This window comes from Propionispora hippei DSM 15287 (assembly GCF_900141835.1).
GTDB classification, from domain to species: domain Bacteria; phylum Bacillota; class Negativicutes; order Propionisporales; family Propionisporaceae; genus Propionispora; species Propionispora hippei.
The window spans coordinates 109,243-122,367 of record NZ_FQZD01000006.1; the positions used below are offsets into that span (position 1 = coordinate 109,243).

At 45.2% G+C, this 13,125-nt stretch carries 15 protein-coding genes; all 15 read left to right on the forward strand.

The annotated features are described in order from the left end of the window. Positions 1-110 precede the first annotated feature (110 nt). The 15 genes from F3H20_RS03835 to F3H20_RS03905 all read left to right on the forward strand — a co-directional run bounded on the left by F3H20_RS03835 (position 111) and on the right by F3H20_RS03905 (position 13,111). Complete coding sequence (locus F3H20_RS03835; RefSeq protein ID WP_223191594.1) at positions 111-902, forward strand: ribonuclease HII; 792 nt, start codon at positions 111-113, stop codon at positions 900-902. Continuing rightward, the gene (locus F3H20_RS03840; protein WP_149733641.1) at positions 892-2,718 is read left to right on the forward strand and encodes a hypothetical protein; all 1,827 of its coding nucleotides are present in this window, start codon (positions 892-894) and stop codon (positions 2,716-2,718) included. The genes F3H20_RS03835 and F3H20_RS03840 overlap by 11 nt, the downstream gene beginning before the upstream one ends. Then, entirely contained in the window at positions 2,715-3,002 is a 288-nt protein-coding gene (locus tag F3H20_RS03845) for an EscU/YscU/HrcU family type III secretion system export apparatus switch protein (RefSeq protein WP_149733642.1), read from the forward strand. Before F3H20_RS03840 ends, F3H20_RS03845 begins: the two co-directional genes overlap by 4 nt. A 32-nt stretch (positions 3,003-3,034) precedes the next feature. Continuing rightward, a complete protein-coding gene (locus F3H20_RS03850; protein ID WP_149733643.1) occupies positions 3,035-3,388 on the forward strand; it encodes a YraN family protein in 354 nt (117 codons plus the stop codon). Positions 3,389-3,458: 70 nt separating this feature from the next. Next, on the forward strand, positions 3,459-4,979 hold the full coding sequence (locus F3H20_RS03855; RefSeq protein ID WP_149733644.1) for a YifB family Mg chelatase-like AAA ATPase: 1,521 nt from the start codon (positions 3,459-3,461) through the stop codon (positions 4,977-4,979). Positions 4,980-5,161: 182 nt separating this feature from the next. Next, positions 5,162-5,491, forward strand: a complete 330-nt coding sequence (locus F3H20_RS03860; RefSeq protein WP_149733645.1) for a hypothetical protein — start codon at positions 5,162-5,164, stop codon at positions 5,489-5,491. A gap of 358 nt (positions 5,492-5,849) precedes the next feature. Continuing rightward, complete coding sequence (locus F3H20_RS03865) at positions 5,850-6,767, forward strand: fibronectin type III domain-containing protein (protein ID WP_149733646.1); 918 nt, start codon at positions 5,850-5,852, stop codon at positions 6,765-6,767. Positions 6,768-6,793: 26 nt separating this feature from the next. Then, positions 6,794-7,747 (forward strand): fibronectin type III domain-containing protein, encoded by a 954-nt coding sequence (locus F3H20_RS03870; protein ID WP_149733647.1) that lies wholly within the window; start codon positions 6,794-6,796, stop codon positions 7,745-7,747. Positions 7,748-7,771: 24 nt separating this feature from the next. Further along, positions 7,772-8,926, forward strand: a complete 1,155-nt coding sequence (locus tag F3H20_RS03875) for a LamG-like jellyroll fold domain-containing protein (RefSeq protein WP_149733648.1) — start codon at positions 7,772-7,774, stop codon at positions 8,924-8,926. Between the two features lie 295 nt (positions 8,927-9,221). Further along, complete coding sequence (locus tag F3H20_RS03880) at positions 9,222-9,932, forward strand: fibronectin type III domain-containing protein (protein WP_149733649.1); 711 nt, start codon at positions 9,222-9,224, stop codon at positions 9,930-9,932. A 188-nt stretch (positions 9,933-10,120) separates the two neighbouring features. After that, entirely contained in the window at positions 10,121-11,035 is a 915-nt protein-coding gene (locus F3H20_RS03885) for a hypothetical protein (protein ID WP_149733650.1), read from the forward strand. 243 nt (positions 11,036-11,278) lie between these two features. Beyond that, entirely contained in the window at positions 11,279-11,959 is a 681-nt protein-coding gene (locus tag F3H20_RS03890; RefSeq protein WP_149733651.1) for an N-acetylmuramoyl-L-alanine amidase family protein, read from the forward strand. Positions 11,960-12,156: 197 nt separating this feature from the next. Beyond that, on the forward strand, positions 12,157-12,420 hold the full coding sequence (locus tag F3H20_RS03895; RefSeq protein WP_149733652.1) for a GlsB/YeaQ/YmgE family stress response membrane protein: 264 nt from the start codon (positions 12,157-12,159) through the stop codon (positions 12,418-12,420). A gap of 117 nt (positions 12,421-12,537) precedes the next feature. Next, positions 12,538-12,840 (forward strand): hypothetical protein, encoded by a 303-nt coding sequence (locus F3H20_RS03900; RefSeq protein WP_149733653.1) that lies wholly within the window; start codon positions 12,538-12,540, stop codon positions 12,838-12,840. A 31-nt stretch (positions 12,841-12,871) separates the two neighbouring features. Continuing rightward, a complete protein-coding gene (locus tag F3H20_RS03905; RefSeq protein ID WP_394349557.1) occupies positions 12,872-13,111 on the forward strand; it encodes a hypothetical protein in 240 nt (79 codons plus the stop codon). Positions 13,112-13,125 lie beyond the last annotated feature (14 nt).

The following is a 13,125-nucleotide window of genomic DNA, read 5'->3' on the forward strand; positions in this document are numbered from 1 at the left end:
GAGAAAGGAATTTGTCTTTAACAGCAAGAATATAGCAAAAACGGAAAAATATTTTAAGGTGTGTGGACAATGAATACTCGTGCCACACGCCCAGGACTGGTGGGATTTTTTTGCGTACGGCTAACATGACGGTTGCGGAAATCACGGAATTGCTGAATCAGGCGGAACTGCCGGAGACTATCCTGGCGGAGCTACATACGGACCGGCGTGTTTCGGTCATACGATTATTGGAGAAATGGCAAAAAAGAAAAGCAAGCCTGACCAGGGAAGCGGCCCGCCTGCAGCAGCTTTTTCTGCCGGAACAGGAATTTCGCCGTCAAGGCTATGAATGCATTGTCGGTGTCGATGAAGCAGGGCGGGGGCCGCTGGCCGGTCCGTTGGTGGTCGGTGCGGCAATTCTGCCGTTTGGCTGTAAACTTCCTTCGTTGAACGATTCGAAAAAACTATCGGCGGCGCAAAGGGCCGTATTATATGATGAGATTAAGAAGAAAGCGTTGTCTACCAAGACGGTCATTGTCGAAGTGGCGGACATTGACCGGTTGAATATTTATCAGGCTACTGTGCAGGCCATGTATCAGGCGATTAAGACCATTGGACTGAAACCGCAGGCCGCTTTGATTGATGCCGTGCCATTGCCGGAACTGCCGATTCCGGCCAATTCATTGATTGGCGGAGACGGACTGAGTGCATCCATTGCGGCAGCCTCTATTCTGGCCAAGGTAGAACGGGACAGGCTGATGGAAGAATTGGCGCTGCTTTATCCGCAATACGGTTTTCAAAATCATAAGGGTTATGGGACCAGAGAACATTTAAAAGCATTGGCAGAATATGGACCTTGCCCGATTCACCGGACCAGCTTTGAACCGATTAAATCATGGGGAGGCAGACAGGATGCGAGTTAGTAATCTTTTACCGGGACAGCTTCCGGCACCGGCTGAGCTGGAAGGACAGGCTAACGTGTCTGCGACGGCTCAGCCTCAAGCTCAGGCCGAAACCAATACACCGGGACTGCAGATTCAGCTTTTGATCCATGAAGCATTGGAAACGCTGCTAAGTAATTTGGGCGGAACGGTTGAAAACAGTCAGTTGCTGCTGGCTTCGCTGCCTGACAGTTTGCAGCAGGAGGTGCGGCAAATTTTGCAGCAGGCAACGCCCGATACCGGCGCTATTTCCCGGGGAATGTCTACCCTGGTACAACTACCAAAAAATCTGGCCGAACAACTACAAAATATAGTGCAAACTCTGCAGGGAACACTTTATCTGGAAGAACAGCTTACTCCGGATATATGGAATACGCTGTCGGAAAAGGCCGAGACGGTTCTTGCCATGATACGGCAGAATCCATCGCGGCTGCCGACTCAGACGGCACCGGTGGCAGAACCGCCGGCAGCAGCGAAGGATAGCTTCCCTGCTCAATCCGCTATGCAGAATCAACCGGTAGAACCCAATAATACGCTGGAAACGGGGATTTTTCGTCAGCCGGTACAGCAGTCTCTGCCGGAGAGTGCGGCAAAGCCCGTTTTGCTTGTACTGGAAAGCGGACAGGAACCACAACAGGCTGCCAAGTTGGCGACAACGGCTGAACCCAACAAGCAATCAACAACAGCGGTGCCATTGGATGAGGCAAACCGTCCCTTAGTACCGCCGACCAGCAAACCGGTGACCGACTGGCCGGCCAAGGCCTGGCAGGTATTGGCTAACAATGGGCAGGACCGGGAATCGGTGTCGGCAGCCGTTCGACAATTGGCCGCCGAATTTCAGGATTTACCTGTTAAGGAGCAGGTGGCAGGTAAACAGATATTGTTGACGCTGCTTAACCAGCCGGCGGGGGACGCGGGGGAAGATATTCAATCCCTTTTACTGGCAGTAAAACGACTGCAGGCGGAAATTTCCCGGACAAGTGGAGGTGGCCGCACCGTGCTGCCGGAGCCGATGGCTGGAGAAAAGGCAGGAAGAGCGCCTCTAGCGACTATCGCTGTACCGGTCGGTCTCCCTGCCACTCAGGAAGCCGAGGCATGGACGACGGCTACGGTGGTCAAAATGGCTAAAGGAGTATTAGACGGCGGCGAAATTCCCAAGGAACTTCCTTCTGTGCGTCTGGAAACACTGGATGTAACGGCAACGGAACGTCAGGAACTGCAGAAAGCTGTTAACTACTTGCAGGATTTTCTGCCGCAAACCGTTAGACAGGCGGCTGTGGCGCATAATCTGCCGGAACTGCCCGACCTATGGCTGATGTTTAAATTTTCCGAGGCCTCCAAATGGAAGGAACTGCCGACGGAGACTCTCCAGAAAGCCATTCGTACCATTCAGGAGCTGTCAGCCACCGTGCAGGATTCACAGGCTGCTCTGCCGGAAAAAACAAATACTGCCAATACCATGTCCTTTACTATGCCCATCTATTTTGGCGACGGCAGTACCGTTTATCCGGCTTATGTTCGTATCTATCATGAACGCCAGGGGACGGGTGCCTATAAACGGGAGGCACAACCGGAGACCTGGTTGCGCATTTTCTTTGATACCAACCGTCTGGGCCGGGTGGACGCCATGTTTCATTTATATCAGGGCAATCTGTTGAGCGTGCGTACCGAATTTGCCAACGATGAGGCGGCGACTGCTTTTCGCGATATTGTTGTCCAGGTGCGCAGCGCGTTGGGAGAACTGCCGCTGACGCTGACTGATTTTAGTGTACGCATTATACCGGGGGAGACAGCATGAGCGAACAGAAAGAAGAACGCAAACAGGCGGTTGCCATTCAGTATGACCGGGAGGCAGATAGTGCTCCTAGGGTTGTAGCCAAAGGAAAAGGTTTGGTGGCCGAGCAAATTATAGCCGTAGCCCAAAGCCAGGCGGTACCCCTATATAAAAATAAGGCGCTATCCAATATGCTGATGGCCGTGGAACTGGACCGGGAAATTCCGCCGGCACTATATAAAGCGGTGGCGGAGGTTCTGGCCTATATTTATCGTTTGGATCAGAATTTTAGCCGAAGAAATGGCTAAGTAGGGCAGCAGTGAAAGGCAGAGGTGCTGGGATGAATCATATAGCCTTGGGTGAAAAGGGAGAGGCGGCGGCAGTCGAGTATTTGCGCCGCCATGGTTATGCTGTCCTGCAGCAAAAATACCGGGCCAGGACGGGTGAAATTGATATTATCGCTAAAAAGGACGGTGTACTGGTTTTTGTCGAGGTAAAAACCAGGCGCAGCACGCGGTACGGGCTGCCGGCCGAAGCGGTAACCTATCGGAAACAGCAAAAAATCATCCAAACAGCGCTGTGTTATTTGGCTCAAACCCAGCAGCCGGATGCGCCCTGTCGAATTGATGTCATTGAGGTATATGAAGCTGACGGACGGATTAATCACCTTGTTAATGCTTTTGGGCGGCAATAGTGCGGAACCGATTGCCCCGGACGTAACCAGGCTGTTGCTGGAATGGAAATGAGGCCGATGGAGGTAGAATATGTTTGCGCAGACATTCGGAGCCACCACGTTTGGGTTAGATGGCATTGCTATTCATGTGGAAGTGGATATTACCAATGGGCTGCCGGGAATGGAAATTGTCGGACTGCCTGATGCGGCTGTACGTGAATCACGGGAACGGGTCAGGGCGGCCATCAAGAATTCCGGTTTCGAGTTTCCGGCCCAGCGGATTACCATTAATCTGGCTCCGGCCGATATCAAAAAGGACAGTTCCGGCTTGGATTTGCCGATTGCGATTGGCATTTTGGCAGCCAGCGGCCAGATCGGAGAGAATTGCCGGCGCTGCCTGTTTGTGAGCGAACTGTCACTGGAAGGCAAGCTGCGTGCCGTATCAGGAGTATTGCCGATGGCTATGGCTGCGGCCGAGCAGGGCATCACCCAGTTGGTTGTCGCCAGGGAAAATGCCGGCGAGGCCTTACTGGTTGATGGCCTGACCGTGTATGCGCCGGACAAACTGACCGAAGTGGTTTGGCATTTGCAGGAAAGACGGGCTTTAACACCGCAGCAAAAACGGGCGGAAGCCGCTGGTTTGCCTATTTGGGGAGATGATTTTTCCGAAGTACAGGGTCAGGTAGTTGCCAAACGGGCGGTGGAGATCGCCGCCGCCGGTGGGCATAACCTGCTGCTTAGCGGATCGCCCGGTTCAGGAAAAACTATGCTGGCCCGGCGGGTGCCTGGGATTTTGCCGGCTATGTCCGACCAGGAGGCCTTGGAAGTCACCAAGATTTACAGTATTGCCGGCTTGCTATCGGCTAACACCGGTTTGGTTTCCGTACGTCCATTCAGGAGTCCCCATCATACCATATCTGATGCCGGTATGATCGGCGGCGGCAGAATCCCCAAACCAGGTGAGGTAACCTTAAGCCACCACGGAGTGCTGTTTTTGGACGAACTGCCGGAATTTCCCCGCGGCGTGCTGGAAGTGCTGCGCCAGCCGTTGGAAGACGGACACGTAACCATTTCCCGCGTGCAGGCTTCCTCCTCTTACCCTGCCCGATTCATGCTCATCGCTGCGATGAATCCCTGCCCGTGCGGCTTCGCTGGTGATGGTCTGCAGACCTGCACCTGTACGCCGGCCGATATACGGCGGTATGTGAAAAAAATATCCGGCCCTTTGCTTGACCGGATTGACATTCATGTTCATGTGCCACGGCTGGAATATAGTGAGATTGCGGCAACCGTACCGGCGGAGACTTCGGCTGCCATCCGGGCCCGAGTAGCAGCCGTGCGGAACCTGCAGCGGGAACGGCTGGGGCAATACGGTCTATTCTGTAACGCCCAGATGGGACACAAATATCTAAAGAAGTTCTGCCCCCTGACGAAGGAGGCACAGGAACTGCTGAAACAAGCCTTCACTAAAATGAACCTGAGCGGCCGGGGCTACGACAGGATTATCAAGGTCTCCCGCACAATCGCCGACCTGGCAGGAGAACAAATCATCACCGGACAGCATGTGGCCGAAGCTATACAATTTAGAAATAATGCGCAGAAGTTTGATTGATAAGCAAAAGGTATAGCAATTGGTATTAAAATGCCTTGCAGAATAAAGAAGTTGTTAAGGCTAAGAAATAAAAAAAAGCTCTCGCAAAAACGGGAGCTTTTTTATCATTTAATGAATATCACGCGGTGTAAATAGTAAAAAAAGTTGTCAAATAAGGAACGTCCCTTAGTGTCTCTAAAAAGATGGTAATTTTCACTATGGTTGGTATTATGCAGATAGGGTTTGGAGCATCAGTTATGGAAGCTTCTCCGTTACATGACTACTATCCACCGGTTCAGTCGTATGATGAACATAATAGGGACCATATGGAAAGAGAGCGCCATGAACGTATGGAACGGGAAAGACATGAACGTGAACGAGTTGAAAATGAACGTCATGAGCGTGAAATGAGGCGGCGGGATCATGAGAGCCGTAGGGAATGGCGTGAACGTCAGCGTATTGAGAATGAACGTCACGATGAAGCCATGAGAAGAATAGCCCATGATTTTGTAGATATTACTTTCGATAGATAGGATTGTGCAAGCCCATAGGCCAAGCTTGCTTTACGGAATAAATATTACATACATCTTCTGTTGACACCCTACTCGGTTTGAGTAGGGTATTTTTGTCTGGGTGTGTTAGCTATTTATTCTGGTTATCGCCAGAGTGGAGGGTTTTGTCTGGTGGTTTCGTTTGTCGGGCTTTTTTAGGCCTATATATAAGCATGGTTTTATGTACGGATAAAAAATTGAAGAGGTAATTTCAGTAGTTTAAAAATAACTAGCTACTGAATGTATACCAGTGAGAGCCGACGTACAGGAAACACACAGCGAAACATAAGAGTTCCTTGGCTATGGCGGTTTTTAAATTAATTATTTGGAGGAATGTGAAATGGCTACAGTAGGACAATCATTAACTGCACCGGAGAGTGGATGGCAAAGATTTGGATCTTCTGAGTCAAGGTTTATTTATAATGGAACATGGAGCACTGATGTCAATGTACTTTATTATAATGGTTCCCAGCAAGGAACAACTGAACTAAATGCAAGTATAGTTTTCAAATTTACTGGGACTAAGCTTCGCATTATTACAGATGCTTACCCAGATCATTCAACTGATGTTCAAATTGAAATGGATGGTGAGGCTAGCCATATTTCTTTAAATGCAGCGAAAAATTTTCAAAGGCTTTCTTTTGAAAAAGTCGGGTTATCTTTACAATCACATCGTGTCGTTATAACTAATTTAACCAATAAAGGACTTGGTTTTAGCGCTATCGATATTGATGATACTGGATATCTTGAAACAGTTATACAACCTACTATCCTAAAGGCTGATTCGGGTGATTCTCAAGTAACCCTTAACTGGGATGTCGTCACCGGTGCAAATGGCTATAATGTGAAGCGTTCCCTTACAGCCGGCGGCCCCTATGAGACGATTGCGACTAGCGTACCAGGTACCTCGTATGTAGATACTAACGTGGTAAATGGCACGACCTACTATTACGTGGTGACCGGTGTAAATGCAGACGGAGAAAGTGCTAACTCTAATGAGGCATCGGCTACTCCACAGGCATTAGGAAAGGTGCTTCTTCTGATTGAACTAACAGACGGCCTACAAAAGGAATATGAATTAACAAAGAGTGAATTGGATACTTTCGTTAATTGGTACAATAACCGATCTATCAGTGCAGGGCAGCCTTATTATATCTTTGATAAGAGCTTTAATCTAGGCCCCTTTGATAGCCGCGAAGATTACCTGGTATTTGATAAAATCCAAAACTTTGAAGTAATGACGTTCATAAAGCAATAAGATAATAGAAATTGGAGAGATGAACTATGGCGACAATTGGACAATCGTTAACTGCGCCTGAGGCAGGATGGAAAAGATTTGATGATAGTAATACAAATATCACCTACACATCAGGTTGGGGTAAATATTATTACTCTAGCGCATATCAAGGATCGGCAGCAAGGCTGGGAGCAACAGGATATAATGATATAAAATTTAACTTTACTGGAACAAAGCTTCGTATTATAGGCTGTACTAATAGTATGAGAACTTCTTCTATAAATGTATTAGTAGATGGTATCTTAGCTAAAAATTATAGTCAAATATCACCATTAGCAGTGAACCAGACACTTGATGTTGATATACAAAATTTAAGTAATACGGAACACTATGTTCAAATCATTCCCCAAAATACGACAACCACTACAGACTATTACTTTGATGCGGTTGATATTGATGAAAATGGTGAACTCCGGCCATATAACCCTAAAATTACCTCAGCTCCTACCAACCTAACCGCCACTCCTGGAGATGCCCAAGTAACTCTCAATTGGGATGTAGTCATCGACGCGATTGGCTATAATATTAAGCGTTCGACTACAGCAGAAGGACCCTACACGACAACGGTGGCAAGTAATGTATCTGGTACCTCATATGTAGATACCAATGTGGTGAATGGCACAATTTACTATTATGTGGTTACCGCTGTTAACACAGATGGTGAGAGCGCCAATTCTAATGAAGCATCTGCTACGCCACAATCGTTAGGAAAAGTGCTTCTTCTAATTGAACTAACAGACGGCCTACAAAAGGAATATGAATTAACAAAGAGTGAATTGGATACTTTCGTTAATTGGTACAATAACCGGTCTACCGGTGCAGGGCAGCCTTATTATATCTTTGATAAGAGCTTTAATCTAGGCCCCTTTGATAGCCTCGAAGATTACCTGGCATTTGATAAAATCCAAAACTTTGAAGTAATGAAATTTACAAAACAATAAAACAATCAATTTGGAGGGGTTAAAATGGCCTATGAATTAGATCAATATACGGTGTCTTTATTGCATTTTGAGGATGGGATTAAGGATGAGACAGGAAAGGTATGGACGGCGCAAAATGGTGCAACTATAAGCTCGGATAAATTAAAATTTGGGGGAGCTTCACTTTTGCTTAATGGAACTAATCAATATTTAACAGTTCCTAATAGTTCGGATTTTGATTTTGGTTCGGGGGACTTTACCATTGATTGGTGGGAGTATAGAACTGCAATTACTAACACTAACGAACCAGTGTTTGCTCGTAACTGTGATACGGCTTTTCAAGCATTTTTAGTCGGTGTTTGTTCTACTCTTGGGCCAACTATGATAAGTTGTCATTTATCAAGTAATAATTCTTCATGGGACATTGCAAGTGGAAAACTTATGGGGAAGGTTATTTTAAACCAATGGACACATTATGCTCTTTGTAGAAAGGCTTCTACATTCTATACTTTTCAAAACGGCATGCTGCAAGAAACATGGTCTTCATCGGCAAGTTTAGCTCCTAGCAGTGGGACACCGGGAATCGGAAAGTACCCATATATAGGCTATTTCCATGGATATATCGATGAATTCCGAGTGTCTAAAGGCATTGCCCGGTGGACAGCGGATTTCACACCTCCGGGAACTGCCGTCTTACCCAATGTGCCAACCAATCTAACCGCCACCCCTGGTGATAGCCAAGTAACTCTCAACTGGGAGGCCATCACCGGTGCAACCGGCTATAATTTAAAACGGTCTACAACAGCAGGTGGTCCATACGAGACAATCGCAACTAACGTAGCTGGCACTTCATGTGTAGATACTAATGTGGTAAATGGCACGACTTATTATTACGTGGTTACCGCTATAAATGCAGACGGAGAAAGTGCCAATTCGAATGAGGCTTTGGCTACTCCGCAGGCAGAAGAAAACCCTCCTTCTTCCGGTAAAGCCTTATTGCGTGTCACTATGATTGATTCCAGTGAGCGGGAGTATAGGCTGGATAGGACGGAAATTGATGGATTTGTTAATTGGTACATTCGTACTATTGGTACAGGTATTTCATGCTACTCAGTAAATGATATTGTTGATGGCAGCAAGGAATACTTAGCCTTTGAAAAGATCATTAGCTTTAAGGTAATTCCGCTGCCGGCAGAGTAAAGTTAATCCCTCCATTCTGGTTGATCGCCAGGATGGAGGGATTTTCGTTTATACATATAAAAAATTAGAGTTTCATATACGGATAAAGAATGAAAGGTAATTTAGTGGTTTAAAAATAGCGGACTACTGAATGTATACCAGTGAGAGCTGACATACAGGAAACACACAGTGAAACAGAAGCGTTCCTCGGCCATGTTGGCTTTTAAAATAATAAATTGGAGGAATGTGAAATGGCAACAGTAGGGCAGGCTTAACAGCACCAGAGGTTGGGTGGAAGAGGTATGACGATAGCGATTTGAACGTTTTATACTCAGATTCTCCTGGATGGGTAAAAGTAGGAAATCCAGCTAATTATGGCGGTGGCTGTCATCAAGCTATTGGATTGGGGACAGGCTCATATGCTCAGTTTAATTTTTTAGGTACAAAACTTCGCTTGATAAGTACAATACACACCTTATATTCAAAAGATACAACCATAACTATTGATGGAGAAACATATTCTTTTAATATTAATGGAAGTACTTTGAATCAGGCATTAGTATTCGAAATTATGGGATTATCCGAAAGGGAACATTCGGTTTTTATTAAACAAAATGCACCTGCTGTACAAACTGGTGTGGGATTAGTTATAGATGCTATTGATATCGATGAAACTGGCGAATTAAAACCATATAATCCTATTCTTATTTCAGCTCCTATCAATCTAACTGCAATCCACGGCGATTCCCAAGTAACTCTTAACTGGGATGCCGTCACCGATGCAACCGGCTACAATGTAAAACGCTCCTTTACAGCAGGCGGCCAATACGAAACAATTGCTAACGCATCAGGTACTTCGTATGTAGATACCAATGTGGTAAATGGCACGACCTATTATTACGTGGTTACCGCTGTTAATGCAGATGGTGAAAGTGCTAACTCGAATGAGGCTTCGGCTACTCCTCAGGCAGCATCGGTAGAAGAGGGGCAGGGGCTACTCAGGGTTACTATGATTGAACTCCATTGAGCGGGAATACAAGTTGTCTATGAGTGAGATCAATGCTTTTATCAGTTGGTTTGACCGTACTGTCGGAACAGGAACGACAGTGTATATGCTCGATAAACTTACGCCAAACAGTAAGGAGTACTTGGCGTTTGAGAAGATTATCAGTTTTGAAGTAACGACTTTAGATTAATAGATGGGAGAGATGAATTATGGCGACAGTAGGACAGCAGTTAACAGCACCGGAGACGGGGTGGAAAAGGTACGATGATACTGATTCGAATATTACATGCGAGGGTGGAAGTCAAGGTTCAAAAGGCGCATGTTATAATGGAACATTTCATGAAGGCCCGATGGTAGTACGTTTCTGTATTAAAGACACAACTCGCTTAAGGTACATTGGATGTATTGGGGTTAGCACCTTGTATACTACAAAAGGTATTGTAAAGATTGATGGTGTTCAAGTTGCTTCATTTATACAAATTGCTGGTGATAAAAACCAAGTTATTAATGCAGAAATAACTGGGATGACCCAAAGTATACACCATGTAGAAATAAGTTGTTCTGATGGCAAATGGATTCAAATTGATGCAATTGATATTGATGAGAATGGCGTACTATTGCCGTATGACACAATTTCAGTTCCTACGAACCTACTCGCAACCGCCGGTAATTCGCAAATGACTCTTTCATGGACTGCAGTGGCCAATGCTTCCGGCTATAATGTTAAGCGTTCGACTACGGCAGATGGTCCTTATACAACAATTGCCAGCAATGTAGCTACAAACAACTATACGGATACTACGGCAACCAATGGTACGACATACTATTATGTTGTAACGGCACTAGGAGGCACTAGTGAGAGCGTAAATTCCAATGAAGTCTCTGCTACTCCCGGAGCGCCTGAAAACGCTTTGCTTCGCGTTACTGTGATTGACTCAAGTGACCATGATTATCAGCTATCCTTGTCTGAAATCAACAGTTTTATTAACTGGTTTATGAACCATACAAACTCTGATACTGCTGGATATATGCTTAATAAAAAAGTTGGGACCCAGGTTAACAAAGAGTACCTGGCTTTTGATAAGATCATCAGCTTTGAAGTGATCCCACTGCCGGCAGGGTAAAGTTAATCCCTCCATTCTGGTTGTCACCAGGGTGGAGGGATTATTTTCAGTTGGCACAATAGATACTCGAATTATAATCTGAGTATCTAATACCTGATGCTTAATTAGTTAGTTGACTTTCAGCCGTGGACTAATGTGACTATCATATTAGCGATGTGACGATCCATGCCCGGTGACATTTGTTGAGATCTGGTGTTATAAATGAGCTTATTCGCATATATTTATCCACGTGGGGTGAACTCGATGAAGGTGTTTTGTATCGTAAAAGTTCATTTGATTTATTATATATTGCTAATATTATTGATGGTAAGTTCAACATATGCGTTTGAGGAGAAGAACGGAAATAAGTTGTCTAACAAGGTTATCGTTGTAGATGCTGGCCATGGGGGGATAGACTCAGGAGCTACCCGGCCGGGCGTAGATGAAAAAGATATCAATTTGGCAGTAGCCCTCCAGCTTAAAAATATACTCAATCAAAAAGGTGCTAAAGTTATAATGTCCCGCCAAACAGATATAGAACTTAGCAATGAGTGTGATAATGAAAAAGTTAGAGGGCGATATCATCGTGATTTAATGGCAAGAGTGGAAATGGTTGAAGAATCTGATGCAGATCTATTTGTTAGCCTTCACGCAAATGCTGTAAGAAACGATAAGAAGCGTGGTGCAGAAGTCTTTTATTATAATAAATCTGAAGCAGGGAAAACATTGGCAAATTTAATACAAACTGAATTGTGCAACGTAACGGGAATAAGTTGCTCTGTACAAAACGCGGACTATTTCGTGCTTCGGCGTAACAAAATTCCTGCTGTATTAATTGAATTAGGTTATATTACAAATACAGAAGAACGACAATTGCTATTAGCACCCGATTATCAACAAAAGTTAGCTAGAGCAATTGCTGAAGGAATTTGTAAGTTTTATTAGCCAGCTTTGAAACAAGTACAAAGTTTCTATGCCAAAAGACTAGAACTACTTATTATTTGTGAATTGATTGGTCGCTGAATAAGCCTTTGATATTATGGTAAAAAATCCCCTTTTGGGCTTAGAAGTAGTAGAGGAGTTTTTCAATTAGGATATAGTTTACAGATTTTTGAGAATACTAACAACAGGAGGTGAGGATAATGATTTGGCTTTTAGTTGTTGGTATAATATCTGGTTGGTTAGCTGGAAAAATTTCACGTGGTGGTGGATTTGGACTATGGGGTGATCTCGTAACAGGTATTATAGGCGCATATATAGGCGGATTTTTATTTCGCTTTATGGGATTTTACCCCAATAGTATAATCGGTGCAATTATAGCAAGTACTATAGGAGCTATTATATTTCTATGGATTATACGCCTATTTCATCCTTTGTCGCCTGCGGCTCAAAAGAAAAACGATTAATCCTACTCATTATTGCCCGGCAGCCTCGGCTGCCGGCTTTTATTTTTCCAAAACTTCCCGGTATACAAAACATATGTTCTGTCATATACTTAAACCAAACAAATGTTTGGTGGTGAAATGATGAATCTATGTGTTTCTGGTATCTCAAAGGATTCAGATTGTATCATTGTTACCCTATGTAGTCGCCAGTGCCCTGATTATGAACTGATTGATGCAGCCGCCATACTTCTTTTAGCTGTAGACACTGGGGTGAAAACCGTACGCTGTGTCGGTGATGCTATTATTCAGAGAAAGGCTATCGCCCAATTGGCGGCCGCCTTGAAGTCTCTGGGAATCGCAGTCGCTATTGATGAACTGCAACCCATGGGCAAGCGCGGTAAATATTTGAAAGCTCTGCTTACATATGCGAAGTGCGGCTGAGGAAGTGCACAAATTCTTCATGAGATGGCAGGTGAGATTATTGGCAAAAACATTTGTAACAGTCACCGCTGTACATAATCCGGATGGCTCCGCCAAGCCTTTGGCTATTCATTGGACAGATGGCCGTACATTTGAGATTGACCGTATTTTAGATGCAAGGCAAGCTGCATCATTGAAAGGCGGCGGTTGGGGTATGCGGTACACCTGTCGTATCGGAGGGAAGCAATTTTTCCTTTTTGATGAAGAAGGACGCTGGTTTGTAGAAAAGTGATGGGAGGATGTGAC